The 20,559-nt window shown below is 71.0% G+C and carries 13 protein-coding genes and 8 pseudogenes; 9 read left to right on the top strand and 12 right to left on the bottom strand.

What is annotated here, in order from left to right:
• Positions 1-114: 114 nt before the first annotated feature.
• Positions 115-957, top strand: a pseudogene (locus ACWCXX_RS30275) (RNA repair domain-containing protein); the annotation flags it as partial.
• 708 nt (positions 958-1,665) lie between these two features.
• Here ACWCXX_RS30275 and ACWCXX_RS30270 read toward each other — a convergent pair.
• Together ACWCXX_RS30270 and ACWCXX_RS30265 are read right to left on the bottom strand one after the other, a co-directional pair.
• Positions 1,666-1,926 (bottom strand): annotated as a pseudogene (locus ACWCXX_RS30270) (ATP-binding protein); the annotation flags it as partial.
• A pseudogene (locus ACWCXX_RS30265) lies at positions 1,927-2,331 on the bottom strand (CPCC family cysteine-rich protein); the annotation flags it as partial.
• 40 nt (positions 2,332-2,371) lie between these two features.
• On the opposite strand from ACWCXX_RS30265, the pseudogene ACWCXX_RS30260 reads away from it, so the two are divergent.
• A pseudogene (locus tag ACWCXX_RS30260) lies at positions 2,372-3,031 on the top strand (SDR family NAD(P)-dependent oxidoreductase); the annotation flags it as partial.
• A gap of 34 nt (positions 3,032-3,065) precedes the next feature.
• Here ACWCXX_RS30260 and ACWCXX_RS30255 read toward each other — a convergent pair.
• Positions 3,066-3,896, bottom strand: a pseudogene (locus tag ACWCXX_RS30255) (IS5 family transposase).
• Positions 3,897-4,242: 346 nt separating this feature from the next.
• Here ACWCXX_RS30255 and ACWCXX_RS30250 point away from each other — a divergent pair.
• From ACWCXX_RS30250 to panD, 3 genes and pseudogenes are all read left to right on the top strand, one after another.
• Complete coding sequence (locus ACWCXX_RS30250; protein ID WP_451132753.1) at positions 4,243-4,566, top strand: hypothetical protein; 324 nt, start codon at positions 4,243-4,245, stop codon at positions 4,564-4,566.
• 224 nt (positions 4,567-4,790) lie between these two features.
• Positions 4,791-4,993, top strand: a pseudogene (locus ACWCXX_RS30245) (IS5/IS1182 family transposase); the annotation flags it as partial.
• A 311-nt stretch (positions 4,994-5,304) separates the two neighbouring features.
• Positions 5,305-5,730, top strand: a complete 426-nt coding sequence (gene panD / locus ACWCXX_RS30240) for an aspartate 1-decarboxylase (RefSeq protein ID WP_451132751.1) — start codon at positions 5,305-5,307, stop codon at positions 5,728-5,730.
• A 675-nt stretch (positions 5,731-6,405) separates the two neighbouring features.
• Here panD and ACWCXX_RS30235 read toward each other — a convergent pair.
• The 3 genes and pseudogenes from ACWCXX_RS30235 to ACWCXX_RS30225 form a co-directional block, all read right to left on the bottom strand.
• Positions 6,406-7,203, bottom strand: coding sequence for a family 1 encapsulin nanocompartment shell protein (locus ACWCXX_RS30235; protein WP_451132749.1), 798 nt, complete (start codon positions 7,201-7,203; stop codon positions 6,406-6,408).
• Positions 7,203-8,282 carry a Dyp-type peroxidase gene (locus tag ACWCXX_RS30230; RefSeq protein ID WP_451132747.1) on the bottom strand — a complete coding sequence of 360 codons (1,080 nt, stop codon included), beginning with the start codon at positions 8,280-8,282 and terminating at the stop codon, positions 7,203-7,205. The genes ACWCXX_RS30235 and ACWCXX_RS30230 overlap by 1 nt, the downstream gene beginning before the upstream one ends.
• Positions 8,283-8,529: 247 nt before the next feature.
• Positions 8,530-9,273: pseudogene (locus ACWCXX_RS30225) on the bottom strand (NADP-dependent phosphogluconate dehydrogenase); the annotation flags it as partial.
• A 292-nt stretch (positions 9,274-9,565) separates the two neighbouring features.
• Here ACWCXX_RS30225 and ACWCXX_RS30220 point away from each other — a divergent pair.
• The 3 genes from ACWCXX_RS30220 (at position 9,566) to ACWCXX_RS30210 (ending at position 12,764) form a co-directional block, all read left to right on the top strand.
• Entirely contained in the window at positions 9,566-10,894 is a 1,329-nt protein-coding gene (locus tag ACWCXX_RS30220) for a phosphoribosyltransferase family protein (RefSeq protein ID WP_451132782.1), read from the top strand.
• A gap of 902 nt (positions 10,895-11,796) precedes the next feature.
• Positions 11,797-12,303 (top strand): CBS domain-containing protein, encoded by a 507-nt coding sequence (locus ACWCXX_RS30215; protein WP_451132745.1) that lies wholly within the window; start codon positions 11,797-11,799, stop codon positions 12,301-12,303.
• Positions 12,304-12,335: 32 nt separating this feature from the next.
• Positions 12,336-12,764 (top strand): archease, encoded by a 429-nt coding sequence (locus tag ACWCXX_RS30210; RefSeq protein ID WP_451132743.1) that lies wholly within the window; start codon positions 12,336-12,338, stop codon positions 12,762-12,764.
• 31 nt (positions 12,765-12,795) lie between these two features.
• Here ACWCXX_RS30210 and ACWCXX_RS30205 read toward each other — a convergent pair.
• Positions 12,796-13,681 (bottom strand): annotated as a pseudogene (locus ACWCXX_RS30205) (PHP domain-containing protein); the annotation flags it as partial.
• Between the two features lie 207 nt (positions 13,682-13,888).
• Between ACWCXX_RS30205 and ACWCXX_RS30200 the strand changes: the two are divergent.
• A complete protein-coding gene (locus ACWCXX_RS30200; protein ID WP_451132741.1) occupies positions 13,889-15,313 on the top strand; it encodes an RtcB family protein in 1,425 nt (474 codons plus the stop codon).
• A 38-nt stretch (positions 15,314-15,351) separates the two neighbouring features.
• On the opposite strand, the gene ACWCXX_RS30195 is transcribed toward ACWCXX_RS30200, so the two are convergent.
• The 5 genes from ACWCXX_RS30195 to ACWCXX_RS30175 all read right to left on the bottom strand — a co-directional run bounded on the left by ACWCXX_RS30195 (position 15,352) and on the right by ACWCXX_RS30175 (position 20,360).
• Positions 15,352-15,555 carry a hypothetical protein gene (locus tag ACWCXX_RS30195; RefSeq protein ID WP_451132739.1) on the bottom strand — a complete coding sequence of 68 codons (204 nt, stop codon included), beginning with the start codon at positions 15,553-15,555 and terminating at the stop codon, positions 15,352-15,354.
• Between the two features lie 182 nt (positions 15,556-15,737).
• A complete protein-coding gene (locus ACWCXX_RS30190; protein ID WP_451132737.1) occupies positions 15,738-15,932 on the bottom strand; it encodes a hypothetical protein in 195 nt (64 codons plus the stop codon).
• 99 nt (positions 15,933-16,031) lie between these two features.
• The gene (locus ACWCXX_RS30185; RefSeq protein WP_451132781.1) at positions 16,032-17,504 is read right to left on the bottom strand and encodes a bifunctional aminoglycoside phosphotransferase/ATP-binding protein; all 1,473 of its coding nucleotides are present in this window, start codon (positions 17,502-17,504) and stop codon (positions 16,032-16,034) included.
• Positions 17,505-17,607: 103 nt separating this feature from the next.
• Positions 17,608-18,474, bottom strand: coding sequence for a universal stress protein (locus ACWCXX_RS30180; protein ID WP_451132735.1), 867 nt, complete (start codon positions 18,472-18,474; stop codon positions 17,608-17,610).
• Positions 18,475-19,328: 854 nt separating this feature from the next.
• On the bottom strand, positions 19,329-20,360 hold the full coding sequence (locus ACWCXX_RS30175; RefSeq protein WP_451132733.1) for a 1-phosphofructokinase family hexose kinase: 1,032 nt from the start codon (positions 20,358-20,360) through the stop codon (positions 19,329-19,331).
• Between the last annotated feature and the right edge of the window lie 199 nt (positions 20,361-20,559).

Genomic DNA, 20,559 nt, shown 5'->3' with positions numbered 1-20,559 from the left:
CTGCCGTCCCCCGTCAGGCACACCGCACCTGATGCGTCGCGGTGACAACCGTCGAGGACATGGCGGGCGGCACCCTGGAGGAAGCGAAGGTGTGAAGGCGGGAGAGGAGGCGTGATGCGGACCAGCGACGAGATCTATCACCGGGTCCGCTGGGACCCGCGGTTCGACCCGGCCCGGTTCGTGCTGGGGATCAGCCAGCGCGGGGATGCCCTCAAACGCATCCCACTGCCTTCCTTCGTGCCCGGGGGCGACATCCCGTGGCACCGGGTGGTGTTCATCGAGGCGGACGGCGAGGTGGTCTGGGACCGGGCCACGGGTGTGGACCGTATCGACGCGTCGGGCGCCGGCCGGGTGCGGGACCGGCAAGCGGACCTGAGCTTCGACACGAACTCCGGCAGGCGCGAGCCCGCCGGCGTCCTCGAGGTGTCCCCGACGGCCCGCACGGCGGTGGCCTGGATCCCCCCTGCGGAGCTGTGGCCGCCGATCCAGGACATCCGCCGGGATTACGATCCGCAGATCCACCGCTGGCCGCCACACGTCAATGTGCTCTTCGGCTTCGTGCCGGAGTCCGACTTCGAGCGGGCGGCCCCCCTGCTCGCCGAGGCGACGGCCGAGACGCCGGTCTTCACCGCCGGGCTGGACGGAGTGCGCACCTTCCGGCACAGGGCGTACTTCACCGTGTGGCTCGACCCGACGGAGGCCGGCACGGCGCCGTGGGCGGACCTGTACCGCGTACTGCAGCAGCGGTTCCCGCGCTGTCGTGGGCCCGCCAAGAACTTCACCCCACATCTGTCCCTGGGCCGGACCCGGGATCCGCGGCGAGTCACCGCCGACTGCGTCACCCGGATCGACGCCATGACGGCGACAGTCTGGGAACTCGTCCTGCTCTCACGCAGGGGCGACGGGCCGATGCGGCCACGGGCCACGGTCGCCCTGCGCACGGGCGAGGTCCGCTGGCTGCCCGGGCCCGGCCCCGAAGCGCCGGGCCCGGAGGACGCTGCCTGGCTCTCCGAGATCACCGACAGGTGAGGCACATGGCCAGGTGAGGCAGAGCGCCGCCCGGGATTCAGGTCGCATGGACGGAGTGTTCTGACGCCTGGGGGACGGGTCGGCCATGCCCTCGTGGTTACGGGACCGGCGGGCCCTCTACATAACGAGATGTGGCCCCAGCGCAAGCCTTGAGTTCTAGCGGTCCTCGCAACTCCCATCATCGTGAGTGTTGCGAGGACCGCTAGAACTCAAGAGCACTGGGGCCACATCTCGTGAACCGACGAGGGACGATCTCGTGAGCGTCCCAGTGTTGTGGTCAACCGACGCAATTCGTTGACCTGCGGACACGCCCGGTCGTCAGGGTGATCGTTCCCAATGCTGTGGAGATCATTTCCCCTGCTCGCGCGCAGGGTGGTCTGGCGTGGGGTGCAGCCATCCCCCTCTTGGCCCGTGATCCGGTGATCCGGCGGCGAGCTTTTCCAACCTCACGCTGGCGCATGATGAAGGACGAGGACGGCGTGAGGCCGATCGCGGTGATGCGGTTGGTGCTGGAGCGGAGCTACCGCAGGAGGCGGCGGGGCCCCGCGATGTGAGAACGCTCAGCAGATCTGTCAATGGCCTTGAAGTTCTCCCCGCTGGCGGCCAGATAATTCCCCGCCGTGGTGAGTGCTGTGATCAGCTGAACGGCTTGACTCCCTGTCCGGAGGTGGCCTGGGTGAGCCGGAAACTGTCACCCTGGGTGACCACGGTGTGAGCGTGGTGCATGAGCCGGTCGGCGGTCGCGGTGACCAGCGTCTTCGGCATGATCTCGTCGAATCCGGAGGGGTGGAGGTTGCTGCTGACCGCGAGCGCGCGTCGTTCGTAGGCGGCATCGACCAGGCGGTAGAAGCCCTCGGCGGCGCCGGGGCTGACGGGCAGCAGACCGATGTCGTCCAGCTATGCCGATATCCGCATAGATCGATCTATGCCGCGCCCACGGCTATGCCGAGGGCTATTACAGGGCGCGAGATCGCCGCTCGCTGAGCAGTCGGTCTGCTCGGCGGTGTTCGGCATGGTCTCGGGAGCGGGAGAGGTTACGAAGCGCTCTGGCAGGTGCCGAGTGGCGCGGTGGCTGAGGCAGGCTTCAAGCCGTCTGCCCTGGCCGCTGTTTGCCGCCGATCTTGAGTCTGTTGCCCTGGCAGTCTCGACATACTGCGCGTAGTGGAGGCGTGCGTCGGTGAGGCTTTCCGATCCGTTCGGGCCGCCCCATATTTCATCGGCGTTCAGGTCGTCCTGACCGTCGTCCTCCCATCCGCATTCGTGGCAGATCTCCCACTCGACTCGGGTATTCAGGGTCGGGAGCTTGCAGCAGGGGCGAGCGTAGGGACCCCCACCCGCCGGGCATGCCTCTCATCCGCGGCTGGACGTGCTCGTCAACAACGCCGGAGTGATGGCGCCGCCCCGCTCACTGAGCGCCCAGGGCCACGAGTTGCAGTTCGCCTGCAACCACCTCGGCCATTTCGCGCTCACTGGTCTACTGCTCGACCTGCTGACCGATGGCAACGACCCCCGCGTAGTCACGGCAAGTTCGACCAACCACCGGCAGGGGCACCTCTACTTCGACGACCTTTCCGGCGAGCGCAAGTACTCGCCCATGGGGTTCTGCAACCAGTCGAAGCTCGCCAACGCCGTCTTCGGACGGGAACTCCACCGGAGGCTGACCGCGGCCGCCAGCCCGGTGCGCAGCTTGCTCGCCCACCCCGGCTACACCTCCACCAACCTTCAGACAAGCGCGCCGGTCGGCATGGTGAAGGTGCTGTTCGGCCGCGTCCTCGCCCCGCTCGCCCAGCCCCCGGAACAGGGCACACTGCCCCAGCTGTACGCGGCCACCGCCCCGGACGTGAAGGGCGGTGAGTTCATCGGGCCGGACGGCTTCGCCGAGCTGCGAGGCGGCCCGACGCAGGTGCAGTTGTCCACCGCGGCGGCCGATCCCCGGACCGGCCGCCGTCTGTGGGAACTGTCGGAACAACTCACCGACGTGCGGTTCCTGTTTCCGGCCGCTTTCCAACGAACAGGTCGCGCGGATGGGCGTGAGGTCATGGCCGGCGGTTCGGGTGTTCGTCCCAGCGGTGGGTTGTCCATGCCCGTCGGATCAGGCTCCGCACGGTGATGATTGCGTCGGCGAGGTCGAAGAAGGCGTCGATGACGGTGGCGCGGCGCTCGTAGCAGCGGGCGAGACGGTGGAAGGCGTTCTGCCAGGCGTGGGTGCGTTCGACGTGCCGGTGCCGACCGGCCTGGTTGGGCGCCTTCTTACCCTTGTGCGCGATGCGGCCGTGCAGGCCGCGTTCGCTGAGCAGAGCGCGGGTGGTGTCCGAGTCGTAGCCGGCGTCCAGGTGCACGGTGATGGTGTCGGGCAACGGGCCGAGGCCCTCCAGACGGTCCAGGGTCGGGGCGAGCAGCGGGGAGTCGTGGCGATCGGCACCGGCCAGGACGCGGCCCAGGGGGGATGCCGTAACCGTCGGTCATGCCGGAGCGCTTCAGGGTTTGCCGCGGTCGACGGGTGAGCGTCCGGCGGCCTCGCCGCCTCCGGGGGCCTTGGTGATGGAGCCGTCGACGGCGATCTGGTCGAGGACGGGGCCGACGATGCGGTCGTAGCACGCCAGTGCGATCTGCTTGAGCCGGGCGAACACGCCGAGTCGTATCCATTCGTCGCGGCGGCTGCGGATCGTGGTGGCCGAGCAGGTTGTGTCGGCGATCGCCTCGTAAGAACAGCCGAAGCGCAGCAGTTGCAGCATCTTGTCGAAGATGATCAGGACCCGGCTGTCGTGAGTGGTGGCCGCGGTGGTCGCCACGTCCGTGATCACGTTGGGGGCGTCCGGGGCACGGGTCTCGGTCAGATGAGCGGAGAATCCCCTCCAGCTGATGATGTGTCCGTGCCGTGCATAGCGGGCCGGGGTGTCGTAGGGCGAGACGATCGCCCGGGACGAGGGCGGCAGCCCCGGTCCGCCGTCCTCGTCGGTGCGCCAGAGCAGGCGGCTCGCGGCGTCGCGGTAGTAGTAGTTCTGCACCATGATCTGGCGCAAGGCCTGGACGCGGGGGCCGGACGCCCGGCCTGTCCCGTGCTGGTAGGGGTGTTCCAGGAGCCGGACAGCGTCGTCGCCGGTGGCGAGGATCCTGGCCTTGGGCCTGGTGGGGTTCTTGCCCAGGGACCCGGTGGGCGACCTTGCTGCCGAAGAACCCACTTGGGCGGTCGAGTTGCTGGGCACACTGTTGATGGAACGCCCGGACGCCCTCTCGCCCGACGACCAAGGCGGGGTAGCGGTACTGCTGAACCGGGACTGCGCGGCGCTCAAGGCGGTGACCGCCGTCGCTGTCGGCGCCCCGGAGGAGTTCTGCGTCCGGGTGCTGCCGGTCCTACTGGCCGTCATGAGCGGCTCCTTCGGTACCTCGGCGGGCGCCATGGTCCGGCTGAGCCGGCACCTTCGCAAGCCGGTGAAGGACATCTCCGCCGCGGTGAAGCAACTGACCTCTGCTATCACGAGGATGGGGGAGTGGGCGGCCAAGGCCCGTGCGCTGGCGCACAGTGCCACCGCATAACACTGCCTCGCAGGGACCCGGACCTTCTCAGAGGCCCGGGGCCTGTCCCATCACGCCTGCTGCTTGCACAGTCACGTGTGCCTGCTGGCTGATTGACCCGCGGGTCTTCGCCTGGCGGCGGTGGAGGTACGTAAGCTCCTGCTGCGACAGGAGATGCCGTCGAAGACGGTGCCGATGCGAACCAGGCTTCAGAAGAACCCAGGTCCCGGCTGTGTGAACTCTTCGGTACCAAGGGCGCTGTCGGCGAGGCCACGGTAATCGCGGACGGCACGCAGGCCTGGTCCTCCCCCACCACCGCTGACGCGGTCAGACCGAACTCCCAGACTGGAAAGTGGACCACAACACATCCCGTTGTAAGGATCGCCCCCGTGTCGAGCATGCCTTCGTCCGCATGAAGAGCTGGAAGGTTCTGCGCGACTGCCACCTCGGCCGACTTCGCCCGTCGGCGCTCCCGGGAAGCGACTCCTTCTATGCCTCTTATGTTCCTGATGTGTCGTCAGGTAAGTCAGTATCTGATCAGTATCAGTCCTCGCACATCCTGCGACGGCTGTCCGAACAGGTGCAAGGGGCGATGGCATCACAACAGCCTGATTCGCACAGAAGCGCAGGCAGGAAGCCTCCTCGCCAGAGCGAAGCGATGTTCCTCGCGACCATCGAGTCAGAGGTGTGCCCATGTAGAGTGAAAGCCGCCCTTGACCTGCAGAAAGCAGGCAGGGAGCCGTCTTCCAGGAGTCCAAGATGCTGCGTACTCTGTTCAAGTCCAAGATCCACCGGGCCACTGTGACCCAGGCCGACCTGCACTACGTCGGTTCGGTCACCGTCGACGCCGAGCTGATGGAGGCTGCGGATCTGCTGCCCGGCGAGTTGGTGCACATCGTCGACATCGACAACGGGGCCCGCCTGGAGACATACGTCATCGAGGGCGAACGCGGCTCCGGGGTCATCGGCATCAACGGGGCCGCCGCCCACCTCGTCCACCCCGGCGACCTGGTCATCCTGATCAGTTACGCCCAGGTCGACGACGCCGAGGCCCGCGGACTGGTTCCGCGTGTCGTGCATGTCGACGCCGACAACCGGATCGTCGAGCTCGGCACCGACGCGTCGGCCCCCGTTCCCGGCACCGCCACCGGACGGAGCCCGCACGCCGTTCCCGCCGCACGCTGATCCGGTTCGGTCCACCCGGGGAGCGCCCCGCCGGGGCAGAACGGACCGGCCCGGCCGGACTCGACATCCGGGACGACCGTGCGAGCGGCAATCTGCTCGCGTACGAGAACGGCGAGGCCGTCGGGGTCGTCGCGTCCTTCGTGGCGGAGGGCGACCCCGCCGGGCCCGGCGCCGGCTGTGAGGGACCACCCGGGCCGTCTTCCCGGGCCGCGGCGATCCGCACTGCCGGGGCGTGTCCGTCTCGCCGCGCCCCGGGCGGCGGCGGGGTATCCGGAACCCGTACGTACGGCCCCACCGGGCGCGGGCGGCGGGGCCGGGGGACGGTGGAAGGAGATCCGTTCCGAACCGTTCGGAGGCTTCCGATGACCAATCCGTACCCCGACCCGGTGCCTCCGGCGCCCACCCCGGGACCGATGCCCGGACCGCCGGCTCCGCTGCCGGAGCCACCGCCTCCGCCCCCCGGCCCCGTACCGCCGGGCCCGGCGCCGGATCCGATCCCACCCACACCACAGCCCGAACCACAGCCCGAGCCGCAGCCCTCGCCCCAACAGGCCGGTTGATCCGGTCCGCTCGGGCCCGGTCCCGTCCGTGCGCGAGCACGTCGCCGTGCTCGCGCACTCGGCCGCCGGTGATCTCGCCGTCCTGTGCACGGCCCGGTACCCGCGGCGCGTCCGCTCAGGCGATGATCGGCACCACGGCCTCGGGCGTCAGCATCCGGAAGGTGAACGCCTGGTGGAAGTAGAGCCTGATGCCGGTCGCGTCGTGGTCCTGGTAGCCGATGGAGAGGTCCTGGCCCAGGCACAGCTCGAAGTCGCCGCCACGGGTGGACAGCAGTGCCCCGCCCCTGACGGCGGGGGCCCACAGGATCTGGTCGTCGAGCAGCCGGGCCAGATGGGTGGCCACCGGGTACCCGTGGTCGGAGGTCTCGGTGGCCTCGGTGAAGGCGTCGGCGCCGAGCAGCAGCCGGTACGGGCCGTCGACCCCGGCCAGCCGCAGCTGGGTGAGCGCCTGGCTGACGGTGGTCGGGTAGTCGCGGGCGTCGGCGGGCAGCGCGAGCGGTGTGTGCGAGGAGCCGTCCCGCAGCCCGGTGATGCCGCCCGAGGCGTACCCGTCGATGATCGCCATGTCCTCGGCGAACGCACAGGTGCGGGCGGCGTCCTTGACGGGCTGCCAGTCGCTGTCGTCCGAACCGCGCTCGACGTCGTCCACGGCCGACCGGGTCACCGTGAACGGCACCCGCCATTCGATGACCGGCACCGAGGTGCGGGCCCGCGCGGTCACGTCCGGTGCGGGCGGATCGATGTCGCGCAGATGACCGTCGCCGATGGCGGCCAGCTCGGGGCCTTCCGGGCCGGTGACGTCGACGACGCGGCGGCCCGCCAGATGACGGCTGAAGGTGCGCCGGGCCTCTTCCTCGATCTGTGCCCAGGCGGCTTCCGTGACGGGGGCGAGTTCGCGATGGAGGTTGTTCATCACCGGTCACTTTCTTGCAGGCTGCCGATGCGCAGCGAACCGTCGGACGGACGGGCCGGAGCGGGGGCCTTCGCCGCCACCGGCACGGGTACAGGCAGGGCCTCGGTCCCGGCCGTCGCGGGCGGTGGGGGCAGGACGGCGAGGAAGTCGGCGCGGGGGGCGTGGAAGAGGGTTCCGGTGACCGCGGTCGAGAAGTCCAGGATGCGGTCGTGCGTACCGGGCGGATCGCCGAGGAACATGTTGCGGAGCATCTGCTCGGTCACGCCCGGATCGGCGGCGTACCCGATGAAGTACGTGCCGAACTCGCCCTCCTCGAAGCTGCCGAACGGCATGTTGGCCCGCAGGATGTCGCGTTCCGTGCCGTCCGGGTCGGTGATCGTGTTGAGGGCGATGTGCGAGTCGGCGGGCTTGACGTCGTCGGGGAGCTCGATGTCGTCGGCCTTCGTGCGGCCGATGACCCGCTCCTGTGCCTCGGTGCTCAGCGAGTTCCAGGCCGTGAGGTCGTGGAGGTATTTCTGCACGACGACGTAGCTGCCGCCGGCGAACGCAGGGTCCTCGGAGCCGACCAGCGCCGCCGACCGTGCATCCGCGCCCACCGGGTTCTCCGTCCCGTCGACGAATCCGAGCAGGTCCCGGTGGTCGAAGTAGCGGAACCCCTGTGTCTCGTCGACGACCTTCACCGCCCCGCCGAGCCGGTTGAACAGCTGGGCCGCCCACTCGTAGCACACGTCCATCCGCTCGCCCCGGATGTGGAACAGCAGGTCCCCAGGGGTGGCGGGCGCGTGGTGCCGGGCGCCGCGCAGTTCCTGGAACGGATGCAGCAGGACCGGCCGGGGCCCCGAGAACAGCCGGTCCCAGGCGTCGGAGCCGAAGCCGGTCACACAGGCCAGGCCGGTGTCGGGGAACCGGAATCCGACGGAGCGGCCGAAAGTCGCCAGGTCCGGCAGCACCTCGCGCACCGCGGTCTCCCCGCCGGGCTCGATCGTGGCGACCAGGATCAGGGCGGCGCTGGTCAGCGGCGAGACGACGGGTTGGGCCGCAGGCGGCTCCGCGGCGGGTTCCGGGGTGGCGTCGGGCATGCGGGGGCTCCCTGGGACGGCGGCGACGGCGGAGACGAGACGACGGCGGAGACGAGACGGGGGCGGAGATGGCAACGACGGTGGCGATGGTGATGGCGGGCCGTGGCGACGGGCGGGCGGTGGGGGTGGGCAGGAGAGAAGGGGTTCGCTGCTACTTACGCACGGGCGGGACGCCACCGCATTCCGGGGTCGCCCGGCCGGGCGACCCGGAGACGGGCGGTCCGCGGACCGTACCGGCCGCCCCGGGTCACCCCGCGGCGACCTCCGACCGGTCGCCGCCCCAGAGCGTGTGGAAGGAGCCCTCGCGATCCGTACGGCGGTAGGTGTGCGTGCCGAAGAAGTCGCGCTGCCCCTGGGTGAGCGCCGCGGGCAGCCGGTCGGCGCGCAGGCCGTCGTAGTACAAGAGCGAGGCAGCGAACCCCGGCGTCGGCACGCCCTGCCGCACCGCCTCGGAGACCACCGCGCGCCAGTCGTCCTGCGCCGCACCGATCTCCTCGGCGAACCGTTTGTCGGACAGCAGACTCGGCAGGTCGGGGCCCGCATCGTAGGCGGCCCGGATCCGGTCGAGGAACGCGGCCCTGATGATGCAACCGGCCCGCCAGATCGCCGCCACCGCACCGAGGTCGATGTTCCAGTCGTACGCCTCGCTGCCCGCCCGGATCCGATGGAACCCCTGTGTGTACGAGACGATCTTGGACGCGTACAGTGCCTGCTCCACCCGGTCGGCGAAGGCAGCGGCCTCGTCCTCGCCGAGCGCGGACGCCGACGGGCCGGCCAGGTCCCGGGCCGCCTCGCGCAGATCCGTGTGTCCGGACAGGGACCGGCCGAAGACGGCCTCCGCGATTCCGGAGACGGACACCTCCAGGTCCAGGGCGATCTGCATCGTCCAGCGGCCCGTGCCCCTCTGCTCGGCCCGGTCCTGCACGATGTCGACGAAGGGCTTCCCGGTGGCCGCGTCGGTGTGGGAGAGGACCTCCGCCGTGATCTCGATCGGAGTGGACGCCGCGCAGCGCATGAGCGGACGCGGCATCGGGGCCCTGCCTGTCTGCGGGCCGGACAACCGGCTCCACGGATTGATCACTGACCGCGACATTGTGGTGAAGTGCCTCGCCAAGGACAAGGACCAGCCAAGACGGCGGGGTGGAACCCGGCGGCGAGGGTGGCGGCTCACCACGGTGACCGCGGGTTCCGCGGCGGTGCGCGACCGTGGCCTGCTGGGGCGAGCATGGAAGTACGGGGCGTCGCGTTGCTCACCGTGTCCTCGGGGACGAGGAGGTCGGATCGTGTTCTTCATGGATCGTCGTGAGGCCGGCCGGCAGCTGGCCGACCGGCTGGGACATCTCAAGGGAGCCGAGGTGGTCGTGCTGGGTCTGCCTCGTGGCGGGGTCCCGGTCGCCGCTGAGGTCGCCGACATGCTGGGCGCGCCATTGGATGTCTGTCTGGTGCGGAAACTGGGTGTGCCCTTCCAGCCGGAGCTGGGCATGGGCGCGATCGGCGAGGGCGGCGTACGCGTGATCAACGATGACGTGGTGCGCGCAGCGCAGGTCACCGCCGTCGAACTGGGCGAGGTCGAGGCACGTGAGCGGGCGGTGCTGGAGAGCCGGGCCCGGCGTTACCGGGGCGGGCGGGCATCGATCGGGCTTGAGGGGCGCACAGCGCTGGTGGTCGATGACGGGGTGGCCACGGGGTCGACGGCGCGCGCGGCCTGCCAGATCGCCCGTGCACGTGGGGCCGCTCGGGTCGTGCTGGCGGTCCCCGTGGCACCGCATGACTGGACGGCACGGCTGGGCAGGGACGCCGACGAGTTCGTATGCGTGCACACCCCGCGGAACTTCTATGCGATCGGACAGTTCTACGTCGACTTCTCCCAGACCGACGACGACGAGGTCGTTGCCTGTCTGGACGAGGCGATCGCCCGCCCCCTGAACACCCGCCGCACCGGGCCGCGTCCTCCCGTGCCCGAGGACCGGGAGGTGGATGTGCGGGCCGGAGCCATGGTGCTGCGCGGACAGTTGACGGTGCCCGCGGGCGCGAGGGGCATCGTCGTGTTCGCGCACGGCAGCGGCAGCAGCCGGCACAGCCCGCGCAACCGGTTCGTGGCGGCCGGACTCAACCGCGCCGGGCTGGGCACGCTGCTGTTCGACTTGCTCACCGAGGACGAAGAGGCCAACCGGGCCAACGTCTTCGACACCGGTTTGCTCGCGCAGCGCCTGGCTGACGCCACTGTGTGGCTGCGCGGACAGCCCGAGGCCGACGGGCACGCTGTCGGGTACTTCGGCGCCAGCACCGGCGCGGCTGCGGCGCTGTGGGCGGCTGCCGAGCCGGGCACGCGGATCGCGGCAGTCGTGTCGCGGGGCGGCAGGCCCGACCTGGCCGGGCCACGGCTGCCGGCGGTGACGGCGCCGACGCTGCTGATCGTCGGGGGTCACGACCAGCTGGTGCTCGACCTCAATCAGGAAGCACAAGCCCGGCTGCGTTGTGAAAGCAGGCTCGCGGTCGTGCCCGGCGCGACGCACCTCTTCGAGGAGCCCGGTGCCCTGGAGAAGGTCACGGATCTGGCGCGTGACTGGTTCACCGACCACATGGCCCCGACCTCTCATGCAGCGGCCTGAGGCTCTGAGGCTGAACGCGTGCTCCGGTCGGCTGTCCGGTGCCTCCGGTCAGCAGCACGATTCGGTTGCGCCGCAGGTGCCGGTCCGCACGCAACCGGATGAACGGCTCGGCGAAGATCTGCGTCGGGACGGACGTCATCACCCGTACGTCCGGTTCGCCGCGTGCGGTCGGCGCACCTCGCAGCATCGGGGCGTTCATCGCCGTGCCGAGCATGCCGATGTCGTCCGTTTCTGCCTCCCGATACCCCGGCTCCCGGCCAGCCGCCCTCGGAAGAGGTTTCCCCCTCCGACGACCACCGCGGTCTGCACCCCGCGGTCGTGCACCAAGGTGACCCCGTCCGCCAAGTGCGCCAGGCAGGCCGGATCAGTCTCTGCACTGGCCGCCCCGGCGAACGCCCCGCCGCTGAGCTTGACCACGACACCCGCATAGCGGCCCACGGCTCTCCCTCCCTACGCCATGGGTGACCCCGCCGCGTGCGGCACGGGCCACCGGGCACGGATCATCAGGTGGTCGCCTGCCCGTATGGACAGGTACAAGATCATGCTCGGGCGGCGCCCCCAGCAGCGCACCTCGCCCAGGGGACCCCGGCGATCCACCCGGGTGCCTGCGACGCCGTGCGGTGCTGCGACTGCCGACCGGTTCCGCCCGCCCTAGCATGGAGCCCATGGGGCAGGGAGTGGGAAGCCACCGAGTTCCTCCCGCGCTGGGCGTGCAGCATGCGACTCGACGGACGTCGCCAGAATGCGCAGCCCACGGCGTCGCCCAGCAGGACGGCCCAGACCTCGGCCTCCTCGCACCGAGCGCGTCACAGCTCGCCAGAGGTTCGCCCTCGATGCCGAGGAAGCCGTCCGGTCGTACAGGCAGGCAACCGAGGCCCGGGCCATGCGCCGAGGAGGCGATCGTGGAAGAGCAGCAGGAGGTCCTGGCGCGGCCGGTCGGCGCGGTGATGCGTCCCGCAGTGGTCACGGTCGACGTCGGCGAAACAGTGCTCGTGGCGTGGGAGCTGTTGCAGCGGTCGGGTTCCCGTCATCTTCCGGTGGTGCGGCCGGACGGTCGATGTGCCGGCTTGCTGGAGAGGGCTGATGTGGCGGTCGCGTGCGGGACCCCCGCCGTTTCGCTGTCCGACGTGCGGGTGGACGAACTCCTTCGGGGCCACAAGCAGGCGCTCGTCCACGTGGAGCAGACCGTACGCCACGCGGTCGACCTCATGACGTACACCGAATCCGACGCCCTTCCGGTGCTGGACGAGGACGGGCGTCTCGCCGGGGTGCTGACGGCTGCCGACATCGTCTCGGCCCTCGCTGGCCACCCGGTACGGAAGGAGCCAGCGGACCGTCGGCCACAGGCCGGCACGGTGTTGCCCGGGCTGCCGCCTCGGCGGGGCTACCGCGGCACGGCTGTTCCCTGACCGCCGGAGGCGACGCGCGAGGGAGGCGAGGCGTGGACGGTGCTGCCGCACGCGGTGGGTATCGCGGTGTTCCGCATACGGCGGACCTGCGGGTGGAGGCGTGGGCCCCCACGCGCGAGGAGTGCCTGGCGCAGGCGGTGCGGGGAGTCTGCGCGTCCTTCCTGGATGTGACGGGGGCGGTCGGTGTCCGCCGACGGGACGCCGTGGTGCGGGCGGAGCGGGATGAGGACGTGCTCGTCGCGCTGCTGGACGAGGTCGTCTACCGGCTCGACACCGAAGGAGAGGTCCCGGTCGATGTGGAACTGGCCCCGGTCGACGGCGGGATACGGGGTGTTCTGTGGATGGCCGACGCGAGGTCGCTGCCCGTGACGGGTGCCGCTCCGAAGGCCGTCACGTTGCACGGGCTGGCCATGACCAGCGGGCCGGACGGCTGGACGTGCTCGGTGACGCTCGACGTGTGACTCCCGCAGGGGACGGTGGTGCGGTCTCGCCTCAGCCGGATCGGCCCTTCCGCAGGAACCGGCGCAGCCGTCGCAGCGGCCAGGTGTTGATCACTTCGTCGGGGGTGAGCCATCCGCGCTGCGCCGTGCCGACGCCGTAGCGAAGGTGCGTGAGCTGCGGGATGGAGTGGGCGTCGGTGTCGATGGCGAACTTCACCCCGTGACTTCTGGCGCGGAGGAGGTCCTCGTGGCCGAGGTCGAGACGGTCGGGCTGGGCGTTGATCTCCAGGGCCGTGCCGGTGCGGGCGCAGGCGGCGAACACCTCGTCGAAGTCCGCGTCGATGCCCGGCCGCTTGCCCAGCAGCCGGGTGGTGGGGTGGCCGACGACGTTGACGTGGGGGTTCTCGCAGGCGCGCACGATCCGGCGGGTCATCGCCTCCCGGTCGAGGCCGAAGTGGGAGTGTACGGAGGCCACGCAGAGGTCGAAGCCGGTGAGGGACGCGTCGGGCCGGTCCACCTCGCCGTCCGGGCCGATGTTGAGCTCGGTGCCGTGCAGGAGGTGCATCCGGCGGTGTCTGCCGTCCAGAGCCCCTGCGCGCTCGCGCTGGTCCAGGACCTTGCCGTCGGTCATGCGTTGCATGGCGAGGGCGGGTGCGTGGTCGGTGACCGCGTAGTGGGCGTACCCCCGTGCGGCGGCCGCCGTCACCATGTCCTCCAGTGGGGCGAGGCCGTCGGTGAGGTCGGTGGGGGTGCAGGTCACCCCTGATGGCGTCCTCCGTCACGACCTCGGGCAGCTCACCGCGCAGGCCGGCTTCGATCTCCCCGCGGTCCTCGCGCAGGGTGGGCGGGATCCACGACAGGCCGAGCCGCTCGTCGCTCTCCGCGTCGAACAGCCCGTACTCGGACAGCTTCAGCCCGGCGTGGCCGGCGATCGTGCGGGCCGCCTTCTCGTAGGCGCGCCCTGAACGCCTCGCCTCCGGTGAGGGCGATGAGGTCCGCGTACTCCTGAAGGAGCGCTTCGGCCTCCTCGTTGGGCCGGACCACGACTTCCAGTCCAGGAAGCGGGGGCACGCCGCGCTCCCGGGGCGCGAAGCCGTGACGCCGACGGTCTACTGGAGTCAGGGGACCGGGAAGGGGCAACGGGCATGGACATCACCCTGGTGGAGGAGACGCCGTACCGGTTCCGTATCGAGCGGCGGGATTCGATGCGCGTGCCCGGGGTCGTCTTCGCGACGCGGGAGCTTCTGCCGCAGGCGGCCGGGGACAAGGCGCTGGAGCAGCTCGCGAACGTGGCCACGCTGCCCGGCATCGTCCGTGCCTCGTACGCCATGCCCGACGTGCACTGGGGATACGGCTTTCCGATCGGCGGCGTGGCGGCCACGGACATCGACGCCGGCGGGGTGATCTCGCCCGGCGGAGTGGGGTTCGACATCTCCTGCGGAGTCCGGCTGCTCGCCGCCGGCATCGACCGCGACGCGCTGGCCCCGTCGACGCGGCGCCTGATGGACATCCTCGGCGACACCGTCCCTCGCGGACTGGGACCGGGCGGCCTGTGGAAGCTGTCCGGGCGCCCCCAGCTGGAGGAACTCATGGTCGCCGGCGCCTCCTACGCCGTCGAGCACGGCCGGGGTGTGCCCCGAGACCTGGAACGCTGCGAGGACCGCGGAACGCTGGCGGGAGCCGATCCGTCGCAGGTCGGCCAGCGGGCGGTGGACCGTGGGCTGCGGCAGGTGGGCAGCCTGGGCTCGGCCAATCACTTCCTGGAGGTGCAGGCCGTGGACCGGGTGTACGACGAGCCGATCGCGACCGCCTTCGGTCTGCACGCCGGCCAGGTATGCGTCATGATCCACTGCGGCTCGCGCGGCCTGGGGCACCAGGTGTGCAGCGACCACGTCCGTGGCATGGACCAGTCGTTGGGCTCTTTCGGCATCCGGCTGCCGGACCGGCAGCTGGCCTGCGCCCCCGCCGTCTCCACCCCTGGCCGCGCCTACCTCGGGGCGATGGCGGCCGCCGCCAACTACGGCCGCACCAACCGGCAGGTGCTCACCGAGGCCGCGCGCCATGCCTTCACCGTCGCCGCCGGGGTGAGTCTGGACCTCGTCTACGACGTCTCCCACAACATGGCGAAGATCGAGACCCACGACGTGGACGGCGTACGGCGCCGGCTGTGCGTCCACCGCAAAGGCGCCATCCGGGCTCTGCCGCCCGGACACCCGGACCTACCGGACGACCTCGCGGAGGCCGGGCAGCCGGTCCTGGTCCCTGGCACCATGGGCACGGCCTCGTACGTCATGGCCGGCGCTGTCGGCAACGACGCCTTCTGGTCCTCCGCCCACGGCGCCGGACGCGTCTGGAGCCGCCACCAGGCGCTGCGCCGGGTCCGCGGCGAGGAACTGCACGACGAGCTGGAGTCCCACGGCATCGCGGTCCGGCCGAAGTCCTGGCGCGCGCTCGCCGAGGAGGCGCCCGACGCCTACAAGGACGTCGACGCCGTGGCCGCCGCCACGGAGGGTGCGGGGCTCGCCACACTGGTCGCCCGCCTGGTACCGCTCGGGGTCGTCAAGGGATGACGGACAGGGGATCCACCAGGCGGCACCGACAGGTAGGGTCAGGCCCCGCGCGGACCCGTGTCCCCCGAGGGCGGCCCAGGACGTTCCTCGAGGACGTTCCGGGCGACCGGGCCGAGCAGCTCGGCCAGACGCCGGAAGACGTCGATGAGTACGTCGCCCACGGTCAGGACGCCCACGACCCGGTGACCGTCGAGGGCGGGCAGGCGACGGACCCCGGACCTGCGGAAGGTCCGGTAGGGCACGTCAACGTCATCAGCGAATCGGCCACCTCGTTTGCGTCAGCGGAGGATCTCGCCTTCGGTGAGCATCACGGATCCGACCCCGTATTCGGCCATCTCGCGAGCGACTTGCCCCAGCGGTGTCCCGGTGGGGCACGGGCACCGCCGGATGGCTCATCGCCTCGGAGACCTTCATCGTCGGGCTCCTACAGCCCCTGGGACAGCAGCAGTTCGTGTGCCAGTCTGGCGCCGCGAGCCGCCTGCTTCTCCATCTCGGTGTCCTCCGAGGGGATCTCCTCCAGTCCTTCGGCCAGTGCTCTGACGGCCTGGGCCAGGACCTGCACCTGGGACTCCAGGGTGCGCAGCCTCTCGTGCTCGTCGGGGGCGATGTTCTCGGTCATCACGTCTCCTTGCGTGGGGGAACAGGGGCTCTCCCGTCCGATGGGGTGAGTCGTGCTGGGGGGCTCGGTCGGGGTCGGTCGCAGTGGTGTCTTCCGCTGCTAGTCCGGCTCCAGATAGGGGCGGCGGAAGACCAGGGGGCCGGTGTCGTACGGGCGCACGGCTGCCAGCGCCTGGGAGACGGCGGCCTCCAGGGGGCCGCTGGTGTCGATGGTGATGGCTTCCGCCCACGATGGCTCCCTCGCCGCCATGGCGGTGGCCACGTCGAGGTCGGCGTCGGAGGGTCCGGCGGCGCGGTCCTCCATGCGGGTCGCGGTCGTCTCGTCCGGGACCTGGCAGTGCAGGGCCACGAGGTCGGCGCTGGTGCGTTCGGCCACGCGCTGGGCGGCTTCGCGCTGTTCGGCGTTCGACCAGGTGGCGTCGAGGACGACGGACTCGCCGCGGGTTAGCAGGGTGGCAGCGCGTTCCAGCAGGGCGGCGTAGGTCGTGGCGGTCCACTTGGGCGTGTACAGGCCCTCGCCGTACGCTGCGGAAGCGGGCCGGTCCGCCGGGATGCCGGCGAGTTCCTTGCGGAGGCGGTCGCTGCTGAGCAGTGTGACGCCCAGGCGGTCGGCCAGTGCTCCGGAGAGGGTGGATTTTCCGCTGCCGGGGAGTCCTCCTACGAGGGTCAGGCCGACGGCGGAGGTGCGCAGGTGCCGCAGAGCCGAGGCGATCAGCCGCCGTGCGGTGCGGTCGGCGTCGGGCGTGCCTTGGCGGGCCTGGATCAGGGAGACCTTGGCGCGGACGAAGGCGCGGTAGGCGACGTAGTGGTGCCGCAGGGAGGGTGGTGCGGGGTCGCCGGAGTACTCGCTGTACCGGGCGAGGAAGAACGCCGCTAGACCCGGGGCGTCGAGCTGTTCCAGGTCCATGGCGAGGAAGGCGGCGTCGTCGAGGCCGTCGACATAGCGCAGGCGGTCGTCGAACTCCAGACAGTCCAGGACGCGGGGGCCGTCGTCCAGGCAGAAGATGTCCTCGGCGAGCAGATCGCCGTGCCCGTCGACGATCCGGCCCTGCCCGATGCGCGTCTCGAACAACCGCTCACGGCCGGCGAGATAGCGGCGGACCAGCCGCTCGACCTCCTCCACGCCCTCCGGCACGCGGCCTTCCACGGCCGTCTCACGCACCTGCGCGAAGCTTGCCTCCCAGCGCGACGACAGGGCGTCCCGGGTGCCCTGTGCCTCCACGTCCGACGTGCGGCGTGCGCTCGCATGATGGGTCGCGAGCAGCCGGGCGACGGCCCGCAGGGCATCGTCGACGACCGCGCCGTCCCGGACAAGCCGGGAGAGGCGGCGCCCGGCCGGCATGCGGCGCATGGCCACGAGAGGCTCGGGCGCCTCCGCGCCCGGGACGCGGATCTCGCCCACACCCAGGTAGACATCCGGGGCGAAGCGGCGGTTGAGAGCGACCTCCCGCTCGCACGCGGTCCGCCGCGCCTCCACGGTGCTGTAGTCCAGGAACGTCAGGTCGACCGGCTTCTTGAGTTTGTAGGCGCGATCGCCGACGAAGAACACGACCGCGGTGTGGGTCTCGCGCACCTCCGCCCGCGGAGGCACGCCGGTGTCAGGGGCGACGCCCGGCCGGAGCGGGGCAGTGTGCTCCTGGCGCCCCGTCGCGATCAGCTCGTTCAACGGGGTCGGCTCAGTCATGAGGGACGACGGCGACAGGACAGCGCGCGTGGTGCAGGGCGGCCTGGGCTACGGGACCGAGGTGTGGTGCGAGCGGGGGACGGTGCTTGCGCCGGCCGACGACCAGCAGCTCGGCCCCTCCGGCGGAGCGCACGACGGCCTCGGCCGGGCTTTCGAGCCGGACGGTACCGACCGGCTCCACGCCGGGGAACTTCTCGCGCCAGGGGCGCAGGACCTGATCCAGCTGCTTCCGCGCATCCTCCGTGATCTCCTTGACGACGTCGTGGTCCACGCCCCAGGGGGTGTGCGCATGGAGCGGCAGACTCCGGCCATGGACGACCTGGAGAGGCACGCCGCGGGTTGCGGCGGCCTCGAAGGTGAAGGCGAGGAGGTCCTCGCAGGGGCCGTGCAGTTTCAGCGCGACCACGACGCCGCCGGGGGTAGGCGACGTGCCCTTTTCGCGGGGCTCGGGACGGATCAGGACCACGGGCCGCGTGGCCCGTGCCACGACGGCCATGCTGACGGAGCCGAGAAAGTAGCTCTCGGCGGGGGTCAGGCCGCGCGAACCCAGCACGGTCAGTTCGGCCTCCGACGCCGCCTTCACCAGCGCGTCCTGCGCGTCGTCGGCGACCAGGTTGCCGACGATCAGGAGGCCCGGGTGGCAGGCCTGGAGCTCCGCCTGAGCCTTGTGCACGAGGCGCTTCGCCCAGAAGTTCTGATCGATCTCCGACGCGGCGCGGACCGGCTCGGGCGCGAGCATGGGCCAGGCGTGCATCAGACGCAGCGTGGCCCTGCGCCGCTCGGCCTCGTCGGCCGCCCAATGAGCGGCCGCCATGCTCTGGGGCGAGCCGTCCAGGCCGACCGTGACGACTGGCTCCATGGCAACTGCCTCCGATCGAACGACGCCGCGGGGAGGGGCACACGGGCGTCGGCTCTGAGCACCGAGGCACGCCCCTTCCTCCCCTTCGAGGAGTACCCCAGATCGTCCGGCCGCGCATGCGGGCCGCGAGCGACGGGATCCGATTCGGGAGCGCTGCGGCGTCGTGGCTGTGCGCCGGAGGGCTCAGTAGGTCCCTGGAAGCCGTGCACCGTTCGGCCCCTTTCCGGGCCCGTCCGGCACTCGGGGAGCAGGCCTACGGGCGCCAGAGTGGGGGTGACAGGTCGATCCACGACGCAAGGAGCGAACGTTCATGCCGACCGGCATGGAACGCCGTCGCAGCTTCTTCCCCGAGCTCGCCGACGTCAGGGACTGGTTCGGCGATCTTCCCCGCTTCCCGATGTGGCGTACGGATTTCGGTCGGCACGGCATTCCGATTGACCACCACCGGCGTGGTCGGCCTGCGCCTGCGGCGCACCGAGGCCGCCACCCTGGACGGCTGGGAGAGCGAGTGGGCCGTCGTGGAACCGTTGTGGACCCACCGTGGGCGCACCTGAACCGGTCCGGAGTGGTGAGTACCGTGCGGTGCCCGCGCACGCCATTACCGCCAGCAAGCGGCCACCCGGCGGTGAAGATCAAGATCCACGGCTGGAATATCGACCGGGGACTCGGTGCCGTGTTTCGCGCCGCCTGTCCGTCGGTCCGGTGACTCTGCTGCCGATACCACCTGTTGCCCTGCTACTCGGGGTGGTCACGGCGCTGACGAAGGCGGTGGCCGGCTGGTACGCGCGTGGCGGGAAGGCGCGGGGCGCCGGGGACGACTGCGGGCCGGCACGGCACTCGAAGCACGCGAGTTCTCATGCATGGGCCTGGAACTTGCTCTTCACCTCGGGGCGGAGCGATTGGGCCACTTCCGGGTCGAAGGGCTCGGTGCTGGGGGTGAGCATCGCTGCGGCGGCCACGGCCACCCCCAGGGCGCTGGCGCTGACGGGGTCGTCGCCGGCGGTCAGCCGTGTGGCGATGGCGGCCACCATGCCGTCTCCCGCCCCTGCATCGCTCAACGGCTCGCCGGGCAGCGGTGGCGCGTGCAGTTCGGTATGGCCGTGGCCGGTCGAGCACACCGCGCCCAGCGCTCCCACCGTGGTGACGGCGACTTCGGCGGCTCCTGTGGAGAGCAGGTGCTCGTTGACGGCTCGGGCGTCGTCGAGGCTGAGGATGTCCCGGCCTGTCAGGCTCGCGGCCTCTGTCCGGTTGCACCTGAGGAGGAAGACGCCTTCCGCGAGTGCTCCGCTGAGGGCCGGCCCGGAGGTGTCCAGAATCAGCCGGGCTCCGGCCTGCTTGATGCGGCGGGCGACGACGGCGTAGAAGTCGGCGGGCAAGCCGCCGGGCAGACTGCCGCTGGCCACGACGTACGGGCAATCGCCCGCGGCCCGCTCCAGTGCGTCGAGGCACCGCAGCCCCTCGTGTTCCCGCAGGCGTGGGCCGGGCGGCACGATGTGGTAGCAGTGGCGCGATGCGGTGTCGAACAGCACGAGTGCTTCGCGGGTCTCTTCCTCGATGTCGACGGCGACGTGGTCGACGCCTTCTTCGTCCAGCAGCCGGTTCAGCCGTTGGCCGACCTCGCCTCCGGCGGTGTGGACGGCAGTGGCCCGTCCGGCGAGCAGCACCACACCACGGGCCACGTTGATCCCTCCGCCTCCGGCGCCCACCGACCTGACCCGGGCACGGTTCTTGCCGATGCCCATCAGGTGCCCGACCTCCCAGGAGAGATCGACGGTGGGGTTGATCGTCAGGGTGAGTACTGACGGCCCGGCGGCCTTGCTCCGAGGGCCCCTTTCACTGCCGGTCTTCCTGGCAGGAGTGGGGGTCGGCGTTGCGCGGGCGCTCATCGTGGTACCCGGGCTCGGCGGGCCGTCTGCTGGACATGGCCTTGCGTCATCGCGCCCACCTCCGCGCACAGGGAGACGACCTGCTTCCCATGCTCATGCTGAGGCAGCGCGAGGTCACCCGCATGCCGGCCCGGCCCGGCCCACCCTGTATTCGGTGTTCGGAGCCCCGACCTCGGTGTGCCGGGAAGGTGGACCGCTG

This window comes from Streptomyces sp. NPDC001732 (genome assembly GCF_053596315.1).
This window is presented reverse-complemented; position numbering and strand designations above follow the sequence as displayed.